The following is a 21,571-nucleotide window of genomic DNA, read 5'->3' on the forward strand; positions in this document are numbered from 1 at the left end:
GCGTTGCCGGTCAGTGCAACGGCGACCCCTCGGCACGCTCCTGCACCAGCACCCAGGGCGCCACCACCACCGCCCAGAGCTCCGGATCGCGGGCCAGCAGGTCCTCGGCGCGGCTCTCGTCCAGCTTGACCAGCTGGCCGCCGGTCAGCCAGGCGGCCACACTGGCCTGATCGTCCTCGGCGACGGCCAGCGCCACCGCCACCAGATCCACCTCGGCGGCGACCCAGAGCAGGGCGCCGCGGGCGAAGAACGGCTGCAGCTCTTCCCAGGTGATCCGTGCCGTTTCGCCGAGCAGTTTGACGTAGAGGGGGTTGGTCGTGTCTGTCATGGAGGCTTCACCGGATGAAAAGGTCGCCATCATAACGGCGCGACGGGGCCAGGCAAGTGCCGGCCGGCAAGGTTCCCAAGCGGCGAAGGGGCCCCTTAAACTGTAGCGAAACGCCCTGCGCGGCAGAGGGGCGCCAGAGCAGCCCCGCAACCACAGAACAACGAGGGACAACATGCACAAGGCTACCCGACCCCTTTCCCGGCTGTGCGCCGCCCTGGCGCTGGCCGGCGCCGCGCTCCATGCGGCCGCCGCCGAACCGATCCGCATCGCCCTGGCCGGCCCGGTCACCGGCCCCGTGGCGCAGTACGGCGACATGCAGTTCGTCGGCGCCAAGCTGGCCATCGAACGGATCAACCAGGCCGGCGGCGTGAACGGCCAGCGCCTCGAAGGCACCGTCTACGACGATGCCTGCGATCCCAAGCAGGCCGTCGCGGTGGCCAACAAGATCGTCAACGACGGCATCGCCTTCGTCGTCGGCCACCTCTGCTCCAGCTCGACCCAGCCCGCCGCGGACATCTACGAGGACGAGGGCGTGCTGATGATCACTCCCGCCGCGACCAGCCCGCAGATCACCGCCCAGGGCCACCGACTGATCTTCCGCACCATCGGCCTGGACAGCCTGCAGGGACCGACCGCCGGCAAGTTCATCGCCGAGCGGATCAAGCCCAAGCGCGTCGCGGTGCTGCACGACAAGCAGCAGTACGGCGAGGGCATCGCCACCGCGGTCAGGAAGACCCTGCAGGAGCGCGGCGTCGAGGTGGCGCTGTTCGAGGGCATCAACGCCGGCGACAAGGACTTCTCGGCGATGATCGCCAAGCTCAAGCAGGCCGGCGTCGATTTCGTCTACTACGGCGGCTACCACCCGGAACTCGGCCTGCTGCTGCGCCAGTCCGCGGAGAAGGGCCTGAAGGTGCGCTTCATGGGCCCGGAAGGGGTCGGCAACAAGGAGCTGTCCGCCATCGCTGGCGCGGCCTCCGAGGGCCTGCTGCTCACCCTGCCGCATGCCTTCGACCAGGACCCGGAGAACCAGCCGCTGGTCGAGGCCCTCAAGGCCAAGAACCTGGACCCCAGCGGCCCCTTCGTGTTCCCCGCCTACGCCGCCGTGCAGCTGATCGCCCAGGGCATCGCCAAGGCCGGCAGCAGCGATGCCGAGGCGGTCGCCGAGGCCCTGCACGCCAACGCCTTCGACACGGCGACCGGCACGCTGGCCTTCGACGCCAAGGGCGACCTGAAGGACTTCGGCTTCGAGGTCTACGAGTGGCACCGGGACGCGAGCAAGACCCGCGTCGAGTAGATCGGGCCCAGCCCGTCCGCGAAAACGGCACCTGCGATGCCGTCGGTGGGTTACGGCCGTTGGCCTGACCCACCCTGCGACGACTCCAACCCACCATGCCCATTGCCGGCCCTGCGCGGGCTTCGAGGAGTCAGGCAATGCCCGAGCTCTACCACTACCTGCAACAGCTGGTGAACGGCCTGACGGTCGGCAGCACCTACGCGCTGATCGCCATCGGCTACACCATGGTCTACGGCATCATCGGCATGATCAACTTCGCCCACGGCGAGGTGTACATGATCGCCTCCTACGTGGCCTTCATCGCCATCGCCGGGCTGTCCATGCTCGGCCTGGACCAGCTGCCGCTGCTGATGGCCGCCGCCTTTGCCGCCAGCATCGTGGTCGCCAGCGCCTACGGCTACTCCATCGAACGCCTCGCCTACCGTCCGCTGCGCGGCGGCAACCGGCTGATCCCGTTGATCTCGGCGATCGGCATGTCGATCTTCCTGCAGAACGAGGTGCTGCTCGCCCAGGACAGCCGCGACAAGGCGATCCCCAACCTGCTGCCGGCAACCTGGTGATCGGCGAAAACGCCATGCACGGCGTGGTGATCTCCTGGACGCAGATGCTGATCTTCGCCGTCACCCTGCTGGTCATGCTCGGCCTGAGCCTGTTCATCTCCCGCTCGCGCCTCGGCCGCGCCTGCCGCGCCTGTGCCGAGGACCTGAAGATGGCCGGCCTGCTGGGCATCGACACCCACCGGATCATCGCCCTGACCTTCGTCATCGGCGCCGTGCTGGCCGCGGTGGCCGCGGTGCTGCTGGGCCTGCAGTACGGGGTGATCAACCCGCAGCTGGGCTTTCTCGCCGGGATCAAGGCGTTCACCGCCGCGGTGCTCGGCGGCATCGGCAGCATTCCCGGGGCCATGCTCGGCGGTCTGCTGCTGGGCGTCGCCGAGGCCTTCGGCGCCGACCTGTTCGGCGATCCGTACAAGGACGTGGTGGCCTTCGGCCTGCTAGTGCTGGTGCTGCTGTTCCGTCCCACCGGCATTCTCGGCCGTCCGGAGGTGGAGAAGGTATGAGCGCCCGATTGAAGACCGCCCTGTTCAGCGCCCTGCTGGTGCTCGCCGTGGCCTGGCCGGTGCTCGGCCTCAAGCTGACCACCGTGGGCATCCGCCTGGAGGTGCACAACGCCAGCCCGGCGCTGCTCTGGAGCATCGCCGCCGCGGCGCTCGGCATGTTCTGCTGGCAGCTTTGCCGCGACCGCCTCACCGCCCTCTGCAGCGGAGTGCCGTCACTGCCCACCGTGCCGGGCCGGCTGAAGGACGTTCTCACCCGCCCCGCGACCCAGCGCTGGGGCCTGCTCGCCCTGCTGCTGCCGGCCCTGGTCTGGCCGTTCTTCGCCTCACGCGGCGCGGTGGACCTGGCCACCCTGATCCTCATCTACGCCATGCTGGGGCTCGGCCTGAACATCGTGGTTGGCCTCGCCGGCCTGCTCGACCTCGGCTACGTCGGCTTCTACGCGGTCGGCGCCTACACCTACGCCCTGCTCTCGCAGTACTTCGGCCTGGGCTTCTGGACCTGCCTGCCGATCGCCGGGGCGATGGCCGCGCTGTTCGGCTTGCTGCTCGGCTTTCCGGTGCTGCGCCTGCGCGGCGACTACCTGGCCATCGTCACCCTGGGCTTCGGCGAGATCATCCGCCTCCTGCTGCGCAACCTCACGGAGTTCACCGGCGGCCCCAACGGCATCGGCGGCCTCGACAAGCCGACCCTCTTCGGCCTGACCTTCGAGCGCCGCGCCGCGGAGGGCCAGCAGACCTTCCACGGCTTCTTCGGCCTGCCCTACGATGCGGCGGACAAGGTGGTCTTCCTCTACCTGATCGCCCTCGCGCTGGTGCTGCTCACCCTGTTCGTCATCAACCGCCTGCTGCGCATGCCGATCGGCCGCGCCTGGGAGGCCCTGCGCGAGGACGAGATCGCCTGCCGCGCCCTGGGCCTCAACCCCACGGTCATCAAGCTCTCGGCCTTCACCCTGGGCGCCTGCTTCGCCGGGTTCGCCGGCAGCTTCTTCGCCGCCCGCCAGGGGCTGGTGACGCCGGAATCCTTCAGCTTCATCGAGTCGGCGGTGATCCTCGCCATCGTCGTGCTCGGCGGCATGGGCTCGCAGCTGGGGGTGATCCTCGCCGCGGTGGTGATGATCCTGCTCCCCGAGTTGATGCGCGAGTTCAGCGAGTACCGCATGCTGCTGTTCGGCGCCCTGCTGGTGCTGATGATGGTCTGGCGGCCGCAGGGCCTGCTGCCCATGCAGCGCCCGCACCTGGAGCTGAAACCATGAGCCGCCCGCTGCTGGAAGTGCGCGAGCTGGCCATGCGCTTCGGCGGCCTGCTGGCGGTCGACGGGGTGAGCCTGAATCTCGGCGCGCGGCAGGTGCTGTCGATGATCGGCCCCAACGGCGCCGGCAAGACCACGGTGTTCAACTGCCTGACCGGCTTCTACAAGCCCAGCGCCGGCGAGATCCTCCTCGACGGCGAGCCGATCCAGGGCCTGCCGGGGCACCGGATCGCCCGCCGGGGCGTGGTGCGCACCTTCCAGAACGTCCGCCTGTTCAGGGAGATGACCGCGCTGGAGAACCTGCTGGTGGCCCAGCACCGCCACCTGAACACCAATTTCTTCGCCGGCCTGCTGAAGACCCCGGCCTTCCGCCGCAGCGAACGCCAGGCCCTGGAGTTCGCCCACCTCTGGCTGGAACGGGTCGGGCTGGCGGACGGCGCCAACCGCCTGGCCGGCACCCTCGCCTACGGCCAGCAGCGCCGCCTGGAAATCGCCCGCTGCATGATGACCCGCCCGCGCCTGCTGATGCTCGACGAGCCGGCCGCCGGCCTCAACCCGCGGGAAACCGGGGAGCTCAAGGCGCTGATCGGCCTGTTGCGCGACGAGCACGGCCTCGGTGTGCTGCTGATCGAGCACGATATGCCGCTGGTGATGGGCATTTCCGACCGGATCGTGGTCATCAACCAGGGCCGCCCGCTGGCCGAGGGCACGCCGGCGCAGATCCGCTGCCATCCCGAGGTGATCAAGGCCTATCTGGGGGAAGCCTGATGCTGACTTTCGACAACGTCTCCACCTGCTACGGCAAGATCCAGGCGCTCCACGGGGTGAGCCTGGAGGTCCGCGAGGGCGAGATCGTCACCCTGATCGGCGCCAACGGCGCCGGCAAGTCGACCCTGCTGATGACCCTCTGCGGCACGCCGCGGGCCAGCGCCGGGAGCATCCGCTACCGCGGCGAGGAACTGGTCGGCCAGGACACCGCCGCGATCATGCGCAAGGGCATCGCCGTGGTGCCGGAGGGCCGGCGCATCTTCGCCCGCCTGACGGTCGAGGAGAACCTCGCCATGGGCGGCTTCTTCGCCAGCCGCGAAGAGGTCGGGGAGCGCCTGGAGCGGGTGCTGGCACTCTTCCCGCGGCTCAAGGAGCGCTACGCCCAGCGCGGCGGCACCCTGTCCGGCGGCGAGCAGCAGATACTCGCCATCGGCCGCGCGCTGATGAGCAAGCCCGACCTGCTGCTGCTCGACGAACCCTCGCTGGGCCTGGCGCCGCTGGTCATCCGGCAGATCTTCGCGATCCTCGAGCAGCTGCGCGCGGAAGGCGTCACGGTCTTTCTCGTCGAGCAGAACGCCAACCAGGCGCTGAAGCTGGCCGACCGTGGCTACGTGCTGGAGAACGGGCGGATCGTCATGCACGGCACGGGCGAGGAACTGCTCGGCGATGCGCGGGTGTGCGCGGCCTACCTGGGCGGCTGAGCCAGCCCGCTAGCGGCCGGCAGATGACCGAGGTCGACCGGCTCGCCCGGCTGCAGCTCCAGCTTGTGGCGGATGTCCTCGAACATCGCGTCGTATTCGTCGTGCGCGCGCAGGATCGGCCCGAAGCGCGGCTGCAGGCCATGGCGCACGGCGATCCGGGTCAGCGCGTTCATGAAGTCGAAGGCCAGGTCGCGGGGCAGCTCGCAGTCCTCCGCGAAGGACTGGCCGTCGATTTCGCCGTCCATGTGCAGGTGCAGGACCCGGCTCTTTTCCGGTGCCTCGCGCACCTCGTAATGCACGTCGTAGACGAAGGTCTGCGGGTTGGACTGGTCCGGCAACTGCTCGCGATGCAGGTGGCCCGGCTTGAACATGGGAACCTCCTCCGGGGGCAAGACCGAACGACGCAGCCCCCGGACTCTCCACCCTGCTCAGTGTAGACAGCACGCGGCGGCGCCCGCCCGGCGAGTCGTCGCCGGACTTGTGATCGGCCGCCCCGCTGGTTAACGTGGACGCCCCTTCCAGGAGACCGCCGATGCGCCTTGCCCGCCCCCTCTTGTACTGCCTTCTGCCGCTGTTCGCCGCCAGCCTGTCGTTCGCCGCCAGCAAGGGCGCGTCCACGGTCGAACCGGTCCGTCTGCAGGGCGAGCTGAGCGTGCGCGACGGCGAGCTGCTGCTGCGCCCATGCGACGAGCAGCGCCGTTTCGTCCTGGTCGATGCCGGCGATCTCGGCCTGGCCGAAGAAGTCCGCGGCCTGCAGGGCGGCGGCAACGACCCGCTGTTCGCCGACCTGCGCGGCACCCTGGGCTCCAGCGACAAGCCCGGCGTCGACGGGCGCTTCGAGGCGAGCCGGATCTATCGCCTGGAACTCGGCGGGCGCAGTTGCAAGGACCCGGATTTCAGCCAGATGCTGCTGCGCGCGGCGGGCAACGAGCCGTCCTGGAGCGTCAGCGTCGGCACCAAGGGCCTGCTGCTGCAGCGCCCCGGCCAGCCGCCGCTGGCCCTGCCCTATCTGGAAGAGCAGCTGCCCGGCGGCAGCCTGAACCTGACCAGCGAGGCCGACGGCCGGCGTCTGGAGCTCTGGGTGGCGCCGCAGCACTGCATCGACTCGATGAGCGGCGCGATCCGCCATCTGAGCGCCGAGCTGCGCCTCGACGGTCAGGTGCAGCGCGGCTGCGCCTATTTCGGCGGCGGCCGGGAAGAAAACTGACGATTCCGCCAGGACGCCAGCCGATCCGCCCGCGGGCGAAAGGTGCCGGCGTGGAGGGCGTGCCGTGACAACCGCAGGGGGCAGGAGTTAAATATTCGCCATGACTTCTGCGGAGTAACTGCAATGCGCAAACCCCTTCTGTTGATCGCCTCTTTCACTGCGGTGGCGCTGGCCCTGGGTGGCTGCGTCTCCAGCCTGACCGGCGACACCTATTCGCGCGGGGAGGCGCGTACCGTCCAGACCGTGCGCATGGGCAGCATCGTGTCGCTGCGCCCGGTGCGCATCGAGGGCACCAAGACGCCGATCGGCGCCGGCGCCGGCAGCATCGTCGGCGGCGTGGCCGGCAGCGGCGTGGGCGAAGGGCGTGGCAGCGCCGTGGCGGCGGTGGTCGGCGCGGTGGCCGGCGGCCTGCTCGGCGCCGCGGCGGAAGAAGGCGTCACCCGTACCCAGGGCGTGGAAATCACCGTGCGCGAGGAGGATGGCAGCATGCGCGCCTACGTGCAGGAAGTGCAGCCGAACGAGGTGTTCCGGGTCGGCGAGCGGGTGCGCATCCTGACCGTCAACGGCACCAGCCGCGTTTCCCACTGACCAGGGGGGCGGCGCGGGGATCGCCATGGACTATTTCATCGTCTTCATCACCACCGTGACCGGGCTGTATTTCCACTGGTGGCTGTACGTGCGCATCAAGCGCTGGATGGACCGCGACCTGGCCCTGTCGCTGGCCGGCCCCGACGATGCCCGGCGCACCTACATGCTGGAGCGCCTGGCCGAAGCCGGGCGCCAGGGCGTCCGGCGCCGCGACCTGGCGCAGTGGCTGGAACGGGCGGCAGCGGAGTATCCCGCGCCCTGAGGCTCAGCTCCCCTCGGCACCCTGGGCTTCCTCGAAGAAGTAGTCCTTCCAGGAAGCCGCCTTGTTCTTCAGCACGCCCAGCTCGTGGAGCTTCTCGGCATAGATGAAGGTGCGCTGCGGGACGATGGTGAAGTCGTTTTCCGGGTCCTCGACGATCTTCTCCACCAGCGCCGGCGCCAGCTTGGAGTTCTCCACACGGATGTAGGTCTGCGCCGCGGCGCGCTTGTCGGCCTTGACGATGCGCTCGGCCTCGGCCAGGGCGGCGTAGAAGGCGCGGTAGGTCTTCGGATTGTCCTTGTGGAACTTCTCGGTGGTGTAGAGCACGTTGAAGGTCGCCGGCCCGCCGAGGATGTCGTAGGAGCTGATCAGCTTGCGCACCTTCGGATTCTCCAGGGCCTGGTAATAGAAAGGCGCGCTGGAGAAATGCGCGCTGATCTCCGAGACGCCGGAGGTCAGCGCCGCGGTGGCGTCGGGATGCGGCAGGCTGACGCTGATGCCGTCGAAGCGCTGGAACTGCTCCTTGCCGAAACGCTTGGCCGCCTCGATCTGCAGGGTCCGCGACTGGAAGCCGACCCCGGCGGCGGGCACCGCGATGCGGTCCTTCTCGCCCAGATCCTCCAGCGACTTCACCGCCGGGTTGCTGGTCAACAGGTAGTTGGGCTGCGAGCCCAGCGCGGCGATGGCCTTGACGTTCTGCCGGCCGCGGGTGCGGTCCCACATGGTCAGCATCGGCGGCACGCCGGCCGACACCACATCGAGGGCGCCGGCCAGCAGCGCCTCGTTCATCGCCGTGGCGCCGGAGATGCTGCGCCACTCCACCTGGATGTCGATGCCCTGCTCCTTGCCGTGCTTCTCGATCAGCTTCTGGTCACGGACCACGTCGAGCAGCAGGTAGGCGATGCCGAACTGCTGGGCGATGCTGATGCTGCCCTCGGCCTGGGCCAGCAATGGGCCGGTCAACAGCCCGGCGAGCACGCCAGCGGCCAGCCGGGCGGGACGGAAAAACGGTTTTTTCTGCATGGGAAACCTCGGTCGAACCCGCGCGGCTCGCGCGGGCGAAAACGGAAACGGCGCGGGGATCAGTCGCGGTCCACGGCGAACGGCAGCCAGGCCTGGCGGGTCGGCATGACCTCCAGGCGGTTGATGTTGATGTGCGCGGGCAGGCTGGCCACGTAGAAGATCTGCTCGGCGATGTCCTCGGCGGTCAGCGGCGTGGTGCCGTTGTACAGCCGGTCGGAAGCGGCCTGGTCGCCCTTGGTGCGGACCAGGGTGAATTCGGTCTCGGCCATGCCGGGCGCGATGTCGGTGACCCGCACGCCGGTGCCGAGCAGGTCGCAGCGCAGGTTGTAGGAAAACTGCTGGACGAAGGCCTTGGTCGCGCCGTAGACGTGGCTGCCCGGATAGGGCCACTGGCCGGCGACCGAGCCGAGGTTGACGATGCTCGCCCCGCACCGCTGGCGATCAGGGTCGGCAGCAGCGCATGGGTGACGTTGACCAGCCCGGTGACGTTAGTGTCGATCATGGTGTGCCAGTCGGCCAGCGCGACCTGCTGCGCCGCCTGCGGCGCCAGGGCCAGGCCGGCGTTGTTGATCAGCGCCCGAACCTGGCGGAAGCCCTCGGGCAGCGCCGCGACCGCCTGGCGCACCGCCTCGGCGTCGCGCACGTCGAGGGCGGCGACATGCACCGGCACCTGGCCGCCGAGTTCGTCCTGTAGCGCTTGCAGGCGCTCCAGACGCCGGCCGGTGAGGATCAGGGACCAGCCGGCAGCGGCGAAACGGCGCGCCGCGGCGCGGCCGAAACCGGAGGTGGCGCCGGTGATGAAGACGATGTTGCTCATCTGCAATGCTCTCGTTGCGACTACATGAAAGGGAAAAGGGAGGAAGGATTCAGCGCTGCATGCCCCAGCGCTTCACGGTGGCGCGCTCCAGCAGGGCGAAGACCAGGCTCTCCACCAGCAGGCCGATGAGGATCACCACCGCGAGGCCGGCGAACACCTTGTCGGTGTACAGCTCGTTGCGGTTCTGGAAGATGTACCAGCCGAGCCCGCCCTTGCCGGACGAGGCGCCGAACACCAGCTCGGCGGCGACCAGGGTGCGCCAGGCGAAGGCCCAGCCGATCTTCAGGCCGGAGAGGATCGACGGCAGTGCGGCGGGCACCAGGATCAGGGCGACGAAGCGCAGCCCGCGCAGGCCGTAGTTGCGCCCGACCATGCGCTGGGTTTCCGGAACGCCGAGAAAGCCGGCGTAGGTGTTCAGCGCCAGCGACCAGAGCACCGAATGCACCAGCACGAAGATCAGGCTGCCCTCGCCCAGGCCGAACCAGAGCAGCGCCACCGGCAGCAGGGCGATGGCCGGCAGCGGGTTGAACATCGCGGTCAGGGTCGACAGCAGGTCGCGGCCGAGCTGGCTGGAGACCGCCAGGCTGGTCAGGACGAAGGCCAGCAGGATGCCGATCAGGTAGCCCTGGACCAGCACCGACAGGGAGATCGCCACCTTCTCCAAAAGCTCGCCGCTGGCCAGACCCTCGGCCAGGGCGCGGGCGACCTGCAGGAAGCTCGGCAGCAGCAGGTCGTTGCCCTGGATACGGGCGGCCACCTCCCAGAGCAGCGCCAGCGCGGCGAGGATCAGCGACTTGCGCAGCCAGCCCTGCTGCCACAGGCGCTGGGCCAGCGACAGCTCGCGCTCGAGCGGCAGATCGGTCAAGGGTTGCAGGGCGATTTCGTATTCCGGTCGCAATGGAGGCGTGGTCTGGCTCATGGTGTGTTTTCCGTAGAGTCTTGATAAAAACGTGAGTCCCGCTCCCGTAGGAGCAACCGCCGGAGCGGCGGATTCCTGCCGCTCCCTTGTAGGAGCGAATTCATTCGCGACCTGGGTGAGCACGAGGCTTCGGGTGTTACTCAGGTCGCGGCGTTTCCGGCTGCCTCCGGCAAGTCGCGGATAAATCCGCTCCTACATAAAAGCCATGGCCGCTCCCGCACCCTCTTCCTTCCCTTACGCGGCATGCACGGCAGCGGGGCTTTCCCCTTCCTCGAAGAGCAGCCGGTGGATGCGCCGGGCGGCGTGCTGGAAGTCGGCGCTGCCGCTGCTGTGCAGGTCGAAGGCATGGCTGGCGACCTCGGCGCGGACCCGTCCCGGATGCGGCGAGAGCAGCAGGATGCGGTTGCCGACCACCAGCGCCTCCTCGATCGAATGGGTGACGAACAGCAGGGTGAACTTCACCTCCTGCCACAGTTCGAGCAGCTCCTCCTGCATGCGCCGCCGAGTCAGCGCGTCCAGCGCGGCGAAGGGCTCGTCCATCAGCAGGATCTTCGGCTGCATGGCCAGGGCGCGGGCGATGGCCACGCGCGCCTTCATGCCGCCGGACAGGGTGTGCGGGTAGGCGTCGGCGAACCTGGCCAGGCCGACCTTGTCCAGGTAATGCAGGGCGCGCTCTTCGGCTTCGCGGCGGCTCAGGGTGCGCGTGGCCAGCAGCGGAAACATCACGTTCTGCTTGACCGTCTTCCACGGCGGCAGCTGGTCGAACTCCTGAAACACGGCGATGCGGTCGGGCCCAGGCTCGCGGACCTCGCGGCCGTCCAGGCGGATCGCGCCGTCGCGCGGGCGGATGAAGCCGGCCACCGCCTTGAGCAGGGTCGACTTGCCGCAGCCGGAAGGCCCGAGCAGGACGAAACGGTCGCCCGGATCGACCTCGAAGCTGACTTCGTGGGTGGCGCGCACCACTCGCTCGGCGGTGCGGTATTCGAGGCTGACGCCCTCGACCTGCAGCAGCGGCTGGAAGGCCGCCGCCACGGCGGGCGCGGAATTCTGGAGAAAGGCGTTCATCGTCTCAGCTCCCCTCGGCCAGCCTGGGATCGGGGAAGAAGTAGTCCTGCCAGGAGGCCGGCTTGTGCTTCAGCGCGCCGACCCGGTGGAGGAACTCGGCTAGCGGATAGGTGTTCTTCGGCGTCACGCTGAACTCGAACTTCTCGTTGTCGATGATCTTCAGCAGCGCGTCCTTGTCGATCTTCGCCTTGGTCACGCGGATGTAGGTGTCCGCCGCGGCGGCCTTGTCCTTCTGGGCGAAATCGGCCGCCTCGGCCAGCGCGTCGACGAAGGCCCGGTAGGTCTTCGGGTTTTCCTGGCGGAATTTCTCGGTGGTGTACAGCACGGTCGGCGAGTTCGGCCCGAGCAGCTCGTAGGTGTCGAGCACCACGTGCACGTTGGGATTTTCCAGCGCCTGGTTCTGGAACGGCGGGTTGGAGAAGTGGCCGGTCAGCTCGGTGGCGCCGCTGGTCAGGGCCGCGGTGGCCTCCGGGTGGGGCAGCGCGACCGTGTACTTGTCCAGCCGGTCGTAACCCTTGTCGCCCCACTGCTTGGCGGCGGCGTACTGCAGGAAGCGCGACTGGATGGAGACGCCCACCGCCGGCACGGCGATGCGGTCCTTCTCGCCGAAATCGGCGATGGTCTTGACCTTGGGGTTGTTGCTCAACAGGTAGTACGGGAAGTTGCCCAGCGAGGCCACGCCCTTGACGTTCTGCTTGCCCTGGGTGCGGTCCCAGACGGTCAGCAGCGGGCCGATGCCGGCCCGGCGATGTCGATGGTGCCGGCCAGCAGCGCGTCGTTGACCGCCGAGCCGCCGGACAGCTGGTTCCAGTCGACCTTGATGTCGAGGCCCTGCTCCTTGCCGTGCTTCTCGATCAGTTGCTGGTCGCGCACCACGTTGAGCAGCAGATAGACGATGCCGAACTGCTCGGCGATGCGGATCTGGCCTTCGGCATGGGCCGCCGCCGGGGTCAGCAGGCTGCCGGCGAGGCCGAGGCCCAGGGCGATGCCGCCGGCGAGGCGGCGAATCGCGGGAAAGCGTTTGCCTGGAAACATAGGAAGCTCCCTGGAAAATGGGTGATGAAAGGGTTGCCGGAAGTCGTTCGGCCAGCGGCGCGATCGGGGATATGCGGACGCCGGGAGCTGCCGCGGCAGCTCCCGGCAAGATCAGAACGGCGCGTCGCCCTGGATGGTGGTGCGATGCATCCGCCGCGGCAGGTGGTTCGGGCAGCCGGTGGCCAGGTGGATCAGTGCGCGGTTGTCCCAGAACAGCAGGTCGTTTTCCTGCCAGCGGTGGCGGTAGGTGAATTCGGGCCGGATGCTGTGGGCGAACAGCTCGGCGAGCAGCTGGCGACTCTCGTCTTCCGGCAGGTCGAGGATGCGGGTGGTGAAGTTCTCGTTGACGAACAGGCCCTTGCGCCCGGTTTCCGGGTGGGTGCGCACCACCGGATGGACGACCTCCTTCACCTCTTCCAGTTGGGCCTGGGTCAGCGTCGGCCGCTGGATGCCCTTGAACACCTCGTCGGCATAGTGCGCGGTGTAGGAATGCACCGCGCGGCGTCCCTCGACGGCCTTGCGCAGCGCCTCCGGCAGGGTCTCGTAGGCGAGCTGCTGGTCGGCGAACAGGGTGTCGCCGCCCTCGGCCGGCAGTTGCTGGGCGTGCAGCATGGCGCCGAGACTCGGCAGCTCCTTGTAGGACAGGTCGGAGTGCCAGAGCTTGCCGGCATCGCCCAGACCGATGGGCCTGCCGTTCTCGAGGATGTTGGAGATGATGAAGATCTCCGGATGACCGGCCAGCAGGAACTGCTTGAGCACATGGATCTGCAGCGCGCCGAAGCGGCGGCTGAAGGCGATCTGCTGCTCGGGGTGATGTGCTGCTCGCGGAACACCAGCACCCGGTGGTCCAGGAAGGCCTGATGGATACGGGCGAAATCCTCCGGATTGACCGGATGGGACAGATCGAGACCGAGGATTTCGGCACCCAGTACGCCGTCGAAAGGACGGACGTCGAACGACTGGGCAGGAGCAGACAACAAGGATTCAACCGCTGACATGGGGATCTCCAAACGCATGATCGGGCATGGCCCGAAGGAAAACGGCGTGGACGCGAATAGCGCATCCATTTCTCTTCATGCGGCTCGGCGGTTGACCGACAAGTACGCGACAAGTGCAATTTAATGGAATATATACTTTTGTTTAAATAACTTTTCTGCCTAAGTTAATGACCGCTTCTTGAGGCGCGCGGATGCTTTGGCAAGGGCGTCGGCCAGGCGGGGGACCGACGCCCGGCAGCCGTCTCCCGGCGGGAGGCGGCTGCGCTACGGGCGGGGTCAGTCCTTCTCGAGCGGCGCCCCCATCGGCTCCGGGGTCAGCATCAGCTTGCCGCCCATGTCGCGGCAGATGCCGGCCATGGTCCGGCCGTTCGGGGCGGTGAAGGAGCCGGTGTCGCCGGCCTTCTTGCCTTCGCAGGCCTTGGCGGAACCCGCCGCCGAAGGCGGCGGCCCCTTCCGCTCGTGCTCCGGCATCACGGCGAGCTTGCCGTGCATGTCGCGGCAGATGCCGGTCATGGTCTTGCCGCCGGGACCGGCGAAGGAGGCCGTGTCGCCGGCCTTCTTGCCCTCGCAGGCGGTGACGGCGGCCGCCGGCGGCCCCATGTGCTCACCGGGCGGATGGCCGGCAGTCCCTTCTCCGGCGGCCATCGCCAGGGGCGAGGCCAGGCAGGCCAGCAGCGCGATGTGACGGATGTACAGCATGTTTCACCTCTCTGGGGGTAGTGCGGAGTGGTCATCACAGCATAGTTACCCGTCGAGCGGTGATTCTTTACCCTTTACTCACAAAGCGAACCGCAGGCGCCACGCCCGGCCGTTCAGATCACGAAGAAGCCGTGGGTGCCGTCGCGGCCCAACTGCTCGACCAGACCGAACTCCCAGTCCAGATAGGCCTGCATGGCCTCGCGGGGATTGTCGGTGCCCTCGTAGGGACGCCGGTAGCGGTCGCTGCGCGGCACCGCCAGGGCGGTTTCGCCCTCCTCCAGCGGCAGGCCGGCGGCGATCCAGGCCGCCGTGCCGCCGGCCAGGACGAACACCGGCTTGCCGGTCAGCGCCTGCAGCTCGTCCAGCGCGTAGCGCGCCAGCAGGCTGCTGCCGCAGGTGACCACGTAGCGAGCGGCCGGCGGCAGCTTCTCCAGGGCCTGCGGCAGCTGCGCGCGCAGCGCCCACCAGGCGCCGGGGATATGCCGCTTGACGTAGTTGGCGCTGGTGGTGAAGTCCAGCACCAGGGTGTCGCCCTCGGCCAGCCAGGCCTGCAGGGTTTCGGGCGCGATGTCTTCGCTCTGCGGCGCCGGCGGCACCGGCGCCGACCAGCCGCCCCGCTCGGCGAACTCCGCGGCGCCCAGGCCGTCCAGCACATGCACCTCCCAGCCCATCTGCGCCAGCCAGGAAGCGCTCATGTTGGCGCGCACGCCGTCGTCGTCGGCCAGCACCAGGCGCGCGCCGCGCACGCTGGCGAAGTGGTCGGTTTCCTGGACCAGCTGGCCGCCCGGCGTGGAGCGCGCGCCCGGCAGGTGGCCGGCCTCGTACTCCTCCGGCGTGCGCACGTCGAACAGATAGGTGGTGCGGTCGGCTTCCTCCCGCCAGCGTGCCAGGTCGGCCAGGCTGGCGCGGCCGACGCCGGCCCTGTCGGCCACCGCGCGGGCGGACTGCGCGGCGATGGCGCGGTTTCCGGCGGAAACCTCGGGGAATCTGCGGCTCTGCCCCTGCTCCAGCTGCTGACCGGCCAGGGTCCAGCCGATGGTGCCGTTGCGCAGCGCCGCCACTTTGTTGGGAATCCCGGCGTTGACCAGCGACTGGGTGCCGATGATGCTGCGGGTGCGCCCGGCGCAATTGACGATCACCCGGGTCTGCGGGTTCGGCGCCAGCTCGCGCACGCGCAGCACCAGCTCGGCGCCGGGCACGCTGGTGCCGCCGGGGATGCTCATGGTCTGGTATTCGTCGAAGCGCCGGGCGTCCAGCACCACCACGTCGGCCTTGGCGTCCAGCAGCGCCTTGACCTCCTCGGCGGCCAGCGACGGCGTATGGCGCTCGGCCTCGACCAGCTCGCCGAAGGACTTGCTCGGCACGTTGACGTCGATGAACAGCTCGCCGCCGGCGGCGCGCCAGCCGGCGAGGCCGCCCTCCAGCAGGGCGACGTCGCGGTAGCCCAGCGCCAGCAGGCGCTCGGCGGCCCGCTCGGCCAGGCCCTCGCCATCGTCGTAGACGGTCACCGGCGTGCTGCGCCGCGGGACGCGGGCATAGACCTCGATCTCCAGGCGCGACAGCGGAATGTTGGCGGCGAACAGCGGGTGGCCCTCGGCGAACGGCGCTTCCTCGCGCACATCCAGCAGGGCCACTTCCTCGCGCGCCAGCAGGGCGGCGCGGATATCGGCGAAGGAACGGGTGGCGATACGGCTCATGCGGGCACACTCTCCCTGGACAGATCCCAGATATTGGGCAGGACTTGGTTGGAATAACCGGAGATGAACGGCTTCTCGCTGCCGTCCGGCAGGTAGACGGCACGCCGCACGGCGCCGATGTTGGCGCCGTAGACGTGGATGCTGATCGACGGCTGGTCGGCGCTGGCGTTGAACACCCGGTGGATGTCGCCGATGCGCGGCGACACCGCCTCGACCTGACCGGGCGACAGGCGCTGCGGATCGCCGAGCGGGCGCAGGCCCTCGGCGGTCACTTCGAAGTGCTGAGCGTCCTCGGCGCCGCGCAGCATGCCGATCAGGCCCCAGACCCGGTGGTCGTGCACCGGGGTGGTCTGCCCCGGTCCCCAGACGAAGCTGACCACCGAGAAGCGCTGGCGGGAATCGGCGTGCAACAGGTACTGCTGGTAGCGCTCCGGGTCGGGCCGGGCGAAGGCCTCCGGCAGCCAGTCGTCGTGGAGGACCAGTTCGCGCAGCAGCAGCCGGCCTTCGCGCAGTACGCTCTCCTCGTCGTCGTGCCGGTCGAGCAGTTCGCCCAGGGCACCGACGAAATTGCGCAGGCGGTCCAGGCGCAGGGGGGATTGACTCATCGTCGCTCATCCATTGTGTGACAAGATGGCGGCACGTTACCAAGCGCCATATCATTATCAAAATGCACTTTATTCATAAGCTAATATGCTGATAACGCATGAAGACAGATGACATCGAAGCCTTCGTCGCCGTCGTCCGCTGCCAGTCGCTGAGCCTGGCCGCCGACAGCCTGCAACTGACCCAGTCGGCGATCACCCGCCGCGTGCAGAATTTCGAGGACGACCTCGGCACCCTGCTGCTCGACCGCAACACCAAGCCCCTCAAGCCGACGGCCATGGGCCTGCGGGTCTACGAGCAGTGCCGCGAGGTGCTGCGCAGCATGGACGTGCTGCGCGAGATCGTCGCCCGCGACGCCCCGCCCAGCGGCACCCTGCGCCTGGGCGTGCCGCAGACCATCGGCGACGTGGTGCTGCTCGACACCCTGGAGCAGCTGAAGAACACCTATCCCGACCTGCAGACCCAGGTCTCCAGCGGCTGGGGCAGCACCCTGCTGGAGCGCCTGGAAAACCTCGAACTGGATGCCGTGGCGGCGCTGTTTCCCGCCAGCAAGAGCTTTCCCGAGGGCATCGCCGCCACCTCCCTCGGGCGCCTGCGGCTTCTGGTGGTGGCCGCCCGCGGCAGCTCGGAAAGGCGCGGCGGCAAACTCGCCGACTGCTGCGAACGCGGCTGGGTGCTGAACCCGGACGGCTGCGGCTTTCGCGCCGGCCTGCAGCACGCCCTGGCCGAGCAGGGCCTGAAACTGCGGATCAACCTGGAAACCTTCGGCAGCGAACTGCAACTCGGCCTGGTGGCGAAGAACCTCGGCCTCGGCCTGGTTCCCGAGCCGCTGCTCTTGGCCAGCCGCTACCGCGAGCAACTGGAAGTCGTCGCCCTCGCCGACTTCAAGCCGACGGTCGACCTCTGGCTGCTGCAGCCGCGCTTCGTCGGCAACTTGCACGGCGCCATCGAACTGTTCGGCAACCTGGCGGCCCGCCACCTGGCCTCGCCGCCGGCGGCGGGTGGCGTCTGAACGGGGGCGGACTCATTCACGGCGGGTGAGGCCCTGTAGGGTGGAAAACGACCGCAGGTCTTTTCCACTGGGTGCGTTATGAGAAGAAGGCCAGCCATTTCAAGGGAATGCTGGCCTTTGCGGCTGCTCTGCTGTGGTTACGCTGATATGTCAACAGAACCTAGCGAATAAACATTGAACACAAGATGGCGTTGGCGTTGGCGTCGATTTGACGCAAACGCGAAAACTAATAAGTGACAGGCGAACTCAGGCTCTACAGAAAAATTTGATGAAAAGCGCTTTTGGTGGCAAGGGATTGATATGTACAGGTTGGGCTGAGCTTTAGCTGGGCCGTCATCGCCTCAAGACCAGCAAAGCACATTAATGTATGTATCGAAAACACTAAATTATGCGTTGCACACATCTTAAAATGTGTGCAATAATGCCTTCAGGCTTAGATGAGACTTTCGGGAATGACATACGAAGAATTCCGTAGGCAGCTTGGGAAGGCCGGTATATCGGTAAAAGGGTTCGCGAATTTGCTTAAGCAGAATCCAAACTCAATTTCCAACCATGCGATTCAGGGTGAGGTTCCGCCGCACATTGCTGTTATAGCGGCGTTGATGGCGGAGCTAGCTGAGCATGGGATTGATTACAAAGCTGTACTGAACCGCATCGACTTCGCCGCCAGCAGGCCCCGAGGGGCTAAATCCAAAAATGCATTTGGTTTGACCCGTGATGATAAGTCTGCCACCTCAAACGATTTTCAAGGGCATAGTTGATGAATTTTATTGAGCTCGAAACAGCCCAGAAGCTACGTGGCGGCTACTACACTCCACCGGACCTCGCTTTATTCCTCACTCGATGGGTGAGTGAAATCTCTCCTCGTAAATTGCTTGAGCCGAGCTGTGGAGATGGTGTTTTCCTGAGTGCTTTGGGTAAGGTTCCTACTGTGGAAACGGCCCAGTTGATGGCGTTCGAACTAGAGCCCTTGGAAGCAGCTAAGGCCCACCATCAGGGACATACAGCAGAGCTTAAGTCTTTTGAAGTCATTAATGACGACTTTCTAGGATGGGCTGTGCCTCGAATGGGGCGGCAGGCTGTGACATTTGACGCAGTTCTGGGAAATCCGCCATTTATACGGTACCAGTACCTTCCCGCCCCATTTCAGGAGAACGCCGAGCGGATATTCAAGTCTCTGAATCTACCTTTCACAAAACATACTAATGCGTGGGTTCCTTTTATTCTCGCTGCATTCAGTATGTTACGTCCAGGCGGGCGGTTGGCTATGGTGGTGCCAGCAGAGATCATCCATGTAACACATGCTCAGTCCTTGAGGTCGTATCTAGGCCATCAGTGTCGTCGCATTGTTATTGTAGACCCAGAAGAATTATGGTTCGAAGGTACATTGCAAGGCGCTGTGATCCTTATGGCGGAGAAGAAGTTTAGGGTCGATGAACCGTCAGAGGGGCTAGGTATCTATCCTGTCAAGGGTCGCGACTTTGTTAAGCTTGATCCTCACCAAGTATTCTGCGCTCCCAAGGCCATTAATGGCGAAACAGTGGTAGGGAAATGGACTAGGGCTCTGCTAGATGCTAGCACTAGAACTCTGTTTAACGATATTTGTACTCACAAAGATGTTCATAAATTCAAAGACATAGCCAAAGTCGAGGTAGGTATCGTAACAGGTGCCAACAAGTTTTTCTTAGTGACAGACGAAACAGTTTCCTCTTATGGGCTCCACAAATGGGCTCATCCGATGTTTGGACGGAGCGAACATTGCCCTGGTATAATATATGATAAGCGCCAGCATCAGGAAAATGCTAGTAAGGGTTCGCCCACGAATTTTATATGGTTCAAGGATGGTTACGAAGGGCTGGACTTCAATGCGCGCTCGTATATAGCGAAAGGCGAAGCGGACAATCTACACACACGTTATAAGTGTAGAATTCGATTTCCATGGTTTACTGTTCCATCAGTGCACTCTACTGAGATTGGAATGCTGAAACGGTCGCATAATACGCCACGACTGATTCTGAACAAAATAGGCGCATACACTACCGACACGGCTTATCGCATAAGATCATATGGAATTCCGGCAGAAAGGTTAGTTGCTTGCTTTGTAAATCCGCTGACGGCATTGAGTGCAGAACTGGAAAGCCGGCATTATGGCGGCGGAGTATTAGAGCTAATACCATCAGAGATTAATAAATTAGTGGTTGCAACTCCTGATGTAAAAATAGATATTATGGCTCTTGATGAGGATATACGTCAGCGCCACACGCACGACGTGTTAGCGCGGCAAGGTAAAATTGTTTTAGGCTCACTCGGGGTTTCAGCGGGCGACCAAGAGCGCATTTTGGATGGATGGCGAATGTTACGTGATCGCAGACATAGATCAACTAGTGAGCCGGAAATTGACTCCGCGTAACATTCGCCTGGCGCATCGTTATGTAATATCCATGAGGAAGCGTACTTCTTGGCTAGAAGTTTCGTAAAGTGATAGTGTGGTTCCCTGCAGGTGGAGGCCAGGTATTATTTCCATAAAATATCTGCCCCACCTAATTATGGTGGTGTAGTTATTTTGGTCAGCTTCACCATCAGGCTTATGGCTTACTTCGAATTGATGCACGCCGTAGTCTTGCTCTCGAATGAAGACCCTCATCGGTACGACTGCCACTTCCTGAGTGCTGTTGCGATTCCTTCCTCGCTCCTGTTCCCATGGGTAATCAGCGAAGAGATTACGAAAGTACCTTGTTTGGTCTATTCTTCCGTGGACTGTCTCAAAGCGCGCTTGGGTAAGTCTTATGCCACCTACAGGGTTAGTGCTTTCATTTGATATTTGGAGCGCTTCGCTAGGTGATAACACCTTACGCCAGACTAATGCGCCGGTTGGTTTGGGAGCCATCGGAATTAGGGGGGGAGTGTAGTTGTTTTGCACTTGAAAAGGCGCAATCTGTTGCTCATTATTCAGGATTGATGAAGACAGGTCCGGCGGCAGTATAGGCGCAACTGGGTAGAAGGGGTTGGGAGGTAGACCTATTTCATCCTGAGGTATAGCAGATTGATTTCGGCGGCGTCTGGCTTCGGTTTCACTTACGATAGAACCTCTCGCGCTTAGAATCTGTATCAAGTCGCTTGTTAGAACAGCTGCATTTGGCCCCAACGGATTAAGGTATGGTTGTAGTGGCGCCAATATGTTCGCTAGATGATGATTGTCGTCCGGCAGGATAAAATCATAGCGAGTGCATAGCTCGTAGTTAGTATAAAGGCCTCCCTCAGTCCAATTGTTCGATCCGATGAACAAAACTGCGCGACCAAAAGACTTGAAATAATAAAATTTAGGATGGAAGGTGACTCTTGGAATTGGATTGTGCACCACATAAGTTTGTGCATTCCAGTGCAGAAGCTCGTCTAAAACATCTCTACTTGTCCCTCCAAGATCAATTCCTACGGTTATGCGAATGTTAGCAAAGCTATCACTCTGATATTGGAACCTCTGTTTAAATCTCAGCACCGATCTCAATCCGACAAACGCCGAAACAAAGCTTATTTCTTGAAAAACCGCCGAGTCTAGCAACTCTGTTATTTGATTGCCAAGCTGGGTCCATGGTTGAGCAATTGTCGTTACTTGCACATCTGATTCCTTGTGAGAGGTGAGAAAGATTTTTGCACCGCTCTGGCAAATATAACGACCGCCTAATTATCACTGAAGCGGGATTTGAATCATTTGGGTGTTTTGCTATACAACATGAAGCAAGCCCACCCTATCCAGGGTCGCAATCATGGGGTTGCCGACACAGCTGGCGGATCGCGCCGCCGAAGCTCAGGGTGCCGTCGGCCAGTTGCTGGCGGATTTCGTCGAGTACCGCGCCGCGGTCTTCTTCCCGCTTTTTCATAGCAGTCCCCAGCGGCGCAAGGGGGCCTCCAGACGGCCCAGCGGGATCGTCGGCGCCCTCCAAGTCTATTCGGGCAGGTCCGGCAGCAGCAGACCAATGGCGAAGCCGAACGAAGGTGGATGGCTTCGGCCATCCACCCTACCCACTCAGAACCCGCGCAGCACGCATGAAAGCCACGCACAAAATGCAAATAAAGCAAATTAATGACTATGCAAGTTAAAACTGAGGAATATTAATTTATAATAAAATCGAATTTCAGATTGCCCTCTTATGCATGCAGTATTGGGCCACCACTTCCTGCAGGCCCATGAACCGGCGCTACAGATGGCTGGCCCACCGGACCACCGGACGACTCGGCATCGTGACAGTCG

At 64.7% G+C, this 21,571-nt stretch carries 21 protein-coding genes and 4 pseudogenes; 12 read left to right on the forward strand and 13 right to left on the reverse strand.

Annotation, left to right across the window (positions count from 1 at the left end):
* Positions 1 to 10: 10 nt before the first annotated feature.
* On the reverse strand, positions 11 to 328 hold the full coding sequence (locus Atro_RS04390; protein ID WP_497926599.1) for a DUF2288 domain-containing protein: 318 nt from the start codon (positions 326 to 328) through the stop codon (positions 11 to 13).
* 172 nt (positions 329 to 500) lie between these two features.
* Between Atro_RS04390 and Atro_RS04395 the strand changes: the two genes are divergently transcribed.
* The 5 genes and pseudogenes from Atro_RS04395 to Atro_RS04415 all read left to right on the forward strand — a co-directional run bounded on the left by Atro_RS04395 (position 501) and on the right by Atro_RS04415 (position 5,400).
* Positions 501 to 1,622, forward strand: coding sequence for a branched-chain amino acid ABC transporter substrate-binding protein (locus Atro_RS04395; RefSeq protein WP_497926600.1), 1,122 nt, complete (start codon positions 501 to 503; stop codon positions 1,620 to 1,622).
* 137 nt (positions 1,623 to 1,759) lie between these two features.
* Positions 1,760 to 2,682, forward strand: a pseudogene (gene livH, locus Atro_RS04400) (high-affinity branched-chain amino acid ABC transporter permease LivH).
* Complete coding sequence (locus Atro_RS04405) at positions 2,679 to 3,935, forward strand: high-affinity branched-chain amino acid ABC transporter permease LivM (protein ID WP_497926601.1); 1,257 nt, start codon at positions 2,679 to 2,681, stop codon at positions 3,933 to 3,935. The pseudogene livH and the gene Atro_RS04405 overlap by 4 nt, the downstream one beginning before the upstream one ends.
* Entirely contained in the window at positions 3,932 to 4,699 is a 768-nt protein-coding gene (gene livG / locus Atro_RS04410; protein WP_497926602.1) for a high-affinity branched-chain amino acid ABC transporter ATP-binding protein LivG, read from the forward strand. Before Atro_RS04405 ends, livG begins: the two co-directional genes overlap by 4 nt.
* Positions 4,699 to 5,400, forward strand: a complete 702-nt coding sequence (locus tag Atro_RS04415) for an ABC transporter ATP-binding protein (RefSeq protein ID WP_497926603.1) — start codon at positions 4,699 to 4,701, stop codon at positions 5,398 to 5,400. Before livG ends, Atro_RS04415 begins: the two co-directional genes overlap by 1 nt.
* Here Atro_RS04415 and Atro_RS04420 read toward each other — a convergent pair.
* Complete coding sequence (locus Atro_RS04420) at positions 5,385 to 5,771, reverse strand: DUF5064 family protein (protein WP_497926604.1); 387 nt, start codon at positions 5,769 to 5,771, stop codon at positions 5,385 to 5,387. The genes Atro_RS04415 and Atro_RS04420 overlap by 16 nt on opposite strands.
* 161 nt (positions 5,772 to 5,932) lie before the next feature.
* Between Atro_RS04420 and Atro_RS04425 the strand changes: the two genes are divergently transcribed.
* The 3 genes from Atro_RS04425 to Atro_RS04435 all read left to right on the forward strand — a co-directional run bounded on the left by Atro_RS04425 (position 5,933) and on the right by Atro_RS04435 (position 7,457).
* Positions 5,933 to 6,607 carry a COG3650 family protein gene (locus Atro_RS04425; RefSeq protein WP_497926605.1) on the forward strand — a complete coding sequence of 225 codons (675 nt, stop codon included), beginning with the start codon at positions 5,933 to 5,935 and terminating at the stop codon, positions 6,605 to 6,607.
* A 123-nt stretch (positions 6,608 to 6,730) separates the two neighbouring features.
* Complete coding sequence (locus tag Atro_RS04430; RefSeq protein WP_497926606.1) at positions 6,731 to 7,195, forward strand: outer membrane lipoprotein; 465 nt, start codon at positions 6,731 to 6,733, stop codon at positions 7,193 to 7,195.
* A gap of 25 nt (positions 7,196 to 7,220) precedes the next feature.
* Complete coding sequence (locus tag Atro_RS04435) at positions 7,221 to 7,457, forward strand: hypothetical protein (protein ID WP_497926607.1); 237 nt, start codon at positions 7,221 to 7,223, stop codon at positions 7,455 to 7,457.
* 3 nt (positions 7,458 to 7,460) lie between these two features.
* Here the strand turns inward: Atro_RS04435 and Atro_RS04440 are convergent, their stop codons facing one another.
* The 6 genes and pseudogenes from Atro_RS04440 to Atro_RS04465 all read right to left on the reverse strand — a co-directional run bounded on the left by Atro_RS04440 (position 7,461) and on the right by Atro_RS04465 (position 13,230).
* On the reverse strand, positions 7,461 to 8,477 hold the full coding sequence (locus Atro_RS04440; RefSeq protein ID WP_497926608.1) for an ABC transporter substrate-binding protein: 1,017 nt from the start codon (positions 8,475 to 8,477) through the stop codon (positions 7,461 to 7,463).
* Positions 8,478 to 8,536: 59 nt separating this feature from the next.
* A pseudogene (locus Atro_RS04445) lies at positions 8,537 to 9,294 on the reverse strand (SDR family NAD(P)-dependent oxidoreductase).
* Between the two features lie 49 nt (positions 9,295 to 9,343).
* Positions 9,344 to 10,213 carry an ABC transporter permease gene (locus tag Atro_RS04450; protein WP_497926609.1) on the reverse strand — a complete coding sequence of 290 codons (870 nt, stop codon included), beginning with the start codon at positions 10,211 to 10,213 and terminating at the stop codon, positions 9,344 to 9,346.
* Positions 10,214 to 10,447: 234 nt separating this feature from the next.
* A complete protein-coding gene (locus Atro_RS04455) occupies positions 10,448 to 11,278 on the reverse strand; it encodes an ABC transporter ATP-binding protein (protein WP_497926610.1) in 831 nt (276 codons plus the stop codon).
* Between the two features lie 4 nt (positions 11,279 to 11,282).
* Positions 11,283 to 12,313, reverse strand: a pseudogene (locus Atro_RS04460) (ABC transporter substrate-binding protein).
* Positions 12,314 to 12,424: 111 nt separating this feature from the next.
* Positions 12,425 to 13,230: pseudogene (locus tag Atro_RS04465) on the reverse strand (TauD/TfdA dioxygenase family protein).
* On the opposite strand from Atro_RS04465, the gene Atro_RS04470 reads away from it, so the two are divergent.
* Positions 13,174 to 13,308: a hypothetical protein gene (locus Atro_RS04470; protein WP_497927747.1), complete on the forward strand. Its 135-nt coding sequence runs from the start codon at positions 13,174 to 13,176 to the stop codon at positions 13,306 to 13,308. The pseudogene Atro_RS04465 and the gene Atro_RS04470 overlap by 57 nt on opposite strands.
* Positions 13,309 to 13,587: 279 nt before the next feature.
* On the opposite strand, the gene Atro_RS04475 is transcribed toward Atro_RS04470, so the two are convergent.
* The 3 genes from Atro_RS04475 to Atro_RS04485 all read right to left on the reverse strand — a co-directional run bounded on the left by Atro_RS04475 (position 13,588) and on the right by Atro_RS04485 (position 16,312).
* On the reverse strand, positions 13,588 to 14,010 hold the full coding sequence (locus Atro_RS04475) for a hypothetical protein (RefSeq protein ID WP_497926611.1): 423 nt from the start codon (positions 14,008 to 14,010) through the stop codon (positions 13,588 to 13,590).
* 113 nt (positions 14,011 to 14,123) lie between these two features.
* The gene (locus Atro_RS04480) at positions 14,124 to 15,707 is read right to left on the reverse strand and encodes a rhodanese-related sulfurtransferase (RefSeq protein ID WP_497926612.1); all 1,584 of its coding nucleotides are present in this window, start codon (positions 15,705 to 15,707) and stop codon (positions 14,124 to 14,126) included.
* Entirely contained in the window at positions 15,704 to 16,312 is a 609-nt protein-coding gene (locus Atro_RS04485) for a cysteine dioxygenase family protein (RefSeq protein ID WP_497926613.1), read from the reverse strand. Before Atro_RS04485 ends, Atro_RS04480 begins: the two co-directional genes overlap by 4 nt.
* A gap of 98 nt (positions 16,313 to 16,410) precedes the next feature.
* Here Atro_RS04485 and Atro_RS04490 point away from each other — a divergent pair, with 98 nt between their 5' ends.
* The 3 genes from Atro_RS04490 (at position 16,411) to Atro_RS04500 (ending at position 19,732) form a co-directional block, all read left to right on the forward strand.
* On the forward strand, positions 16,411 to 17,322 hold the full coding sequence (locus tag Atro_RS04490; protein WP_497926614.1) for a LysR family transcriptional regulator: 912 nt from the start codon (positions 16,411 to 16,413) through the stop codon (positions 17,320 to 17,322).
* A 452-nt stretch (positions 17,323 to 17,774) separates the two neighbouring features.
* The gene (locus tag Atro_RS04495; protein ID WP_497926615.1) at positions 17,775 to 18,083 is read left to right on the forward strand and encodes a hypothetical protein; all 309 of its coding nucleotides are present in this window, start codon (positions 17,775 to 17,777) and stop codon (positions 18,081 to 18,083) included.
* The gene (locus Atro_RS04500; RefSeq protein ID WP_497926616.1) at positions 18,083 to 19,732 is read left to right on the forward strand and encodes an N-6 DNA methylase; all 1,650 of its coding nucleotides are present in this window, start codon (positions 18,083 to 18,085) and stop codon (positions 19,730 to 19,732) included. Before Atro_RS04495 ends, Atro_RS04500 begins: the two co-directional genes overlap by 1 nt.
* A gap of 18 nt (positions 19,733 to 19,750) precedes the next feature.
* Here the strand turns inward: Atro_RS04500 and Atro_RS04505 are convergent, their stop codons facing one another.
* Positions 19,751 to 20,938 carry a phospholipase D family protein gene (locus Atro_RS04505; protein WP_497926617.1) on the reverse strand — a complete coding sequence of 396 codons (1,188 nt, stop codon included), beginning with the start codon at positions 20,936 to 20,938 and terminating at the stop codon, positions 19,751 to 19,753.
* Between the two features lie 130 nt (positions 20,939 to 21,068).
* Positions 21,069 to 21,200: a hypothetical protein gene (locus tag Atro_RS04510; protein ID WP_497926618.1), complete on the reverse strand. Its 132-nt coding sequence runs from the start codon at positions 21,198 to 21,200 to the stop codon at positions 21,069 to 21,071.
* Positions 21,201 to 21,571 lie beyond the last annotated feature (371 nt).

It is taken from the genome of Azotobacter tropicalis, from assembly GCF_059739045.1.

Excerpts from the sequence above, each read along its gene's own strand:
- Atro_RS04390 (WP_497926599.1), bottom strand. The coding sequence starts at position 328 with ATGACAGACACGACCAACCCCCTCTACGTCAAACTGCTCGGCGAAACG.
- Atro_RS04395 (WP_497926600.1), top strand. The coding sequence starts at position 501 with ATGCACAAGGCTACCCGACCCCTTTCCCGGCTGTGCGCCGCCCTGGCG.
- Atro_RS04405 (WP_497926601.1), top strand. The coding sequence starts at position 2,679 with ATGAGCGCCCGATTGAAGACCGCCCTGTTCAGCGCCCTGCTGGTGCTC.
- livG (WP_497926602.1), top strand. The coding sequence starts at position 3,932 with ATGAGCCGCCCGCTGCTGGAAGTGCGCGAGCTGGCCATGCGCTTCGGC.
- Atro_RS04415 (WP_497926603.1), top strand. The coding sequence starts at position 4,699 with ATGCTGACTTTCGACAACGTCTCCACCTGCTACGGCAAGATCCAGGCG.
- Atro_RS04420 (WP_497926604.1), bottom strand. The coding sequence starts at position 5,771 with ATGTTCAAGCCGGGCCACCTGCATCGCGAGCAGTTGCCGGACCAGTCC.
- Atro_RS04425 (WP_497926605.1), top strand. The coding sequence starts at position 5,933 with ATGCGCCTTGCCCGCCCCCTCTTGTACTGCCTTCTGCCGCTGTTCGCC.
- Atro_RS04430 (WP_497926606.1), top strand. The coding sequence starts at position 6,731 with ATGCGCAAACCCCTTCTGTTGATCGCCTCTTTCACTGCGGTGGCGCTG.
- Atro_RS04435 (WP_497926607.1), top strand. The coding sequence starts at position 7,221 with ATGGACTATTTCATCGTCTTCATCACCACCGTGACCGGGCTGTATTTC.
- Atro_RS04440 (WP_497926608.1), bottom strand. The coding sequence starts at position 8,477 with ATGCAGAAAAAACCGTTTTTCCGTCCCGCCCGGCTGGCCGCTGGCGTG.
- Atro_RS04450 (WP_497926609.1), bottom strand. The coding sequence starts at position 10,213 with ATGAGCCAGACCACGCCTCCATTGCGACCGGAATACGAAATCGCCCTG.
- Atro_RS04455 (WP_497926610.1), bottom strand. The coding sequence starts at position 11,278 with ATGAACGCCTTTCTCCAGAATTCCGCGCCCGCCGTGGCGGCGGCCTTC.
- Atro_RS04470 (WP_497927747.1), top strand. The coding sequence starts at position 13,174 with ATGGATACGGGCGAAATCCTCCGGATTGACCGGATGGGACAGATCGAG.
- Atro_RS04475 (WP_497926611.1), bottom strand. The coding sequence starts at position 14,010 with ATGCTGTACATCCGTCACATCGCGCTGCTGGCCTGCCTGGCCTCGCCC.
- Atro_RS04480 (WP_497926612.1), bottom strand. The coding sequence starts at position 15,707 with ATGAGCCGTATCGCCACCCGTTCCTTCGCCGATATCCGCGCCGCCCTG.
- Atro_RS04485 (WP_497926613.1), bottom strand. The coding sequence starts at position 16,312 with ATGAGTCAATCCCCCCTGCGCCTGGACCGCCTGCGCAATTTCGTCGGT.
- Atro_RS04490 (WP_497926614.1), top strand. The coding sequence starts at position 16,411 with ATGAAGACAGATGACATCGAAGCCTTCGTCGCCGTCGTCCGCTGCCAG.
- Atro_RS04495 (WP_497926615.1), top strand. The coding sequence starts at position 17,775 with ATGACATACGAAGAATTCCGTAGGCAGCTTGGGAAGGCCGGTATATCG.
- Atro_RS04500 (WP_497926616.1), top strand. The coding sequence starts at position 18,083 with ATGAATTTTATTGAGCTCGAAACAGCCCAGAAGCTACGTGGCGGCTAC.
- Atro_RS04510 (WP_497926618.1), bottom strand. The coding sequence starts at position 21,200 with ATGAAAAAGCGGGAAGAAGACCGCGGCGCGGTACTCGACGAAATCCGC.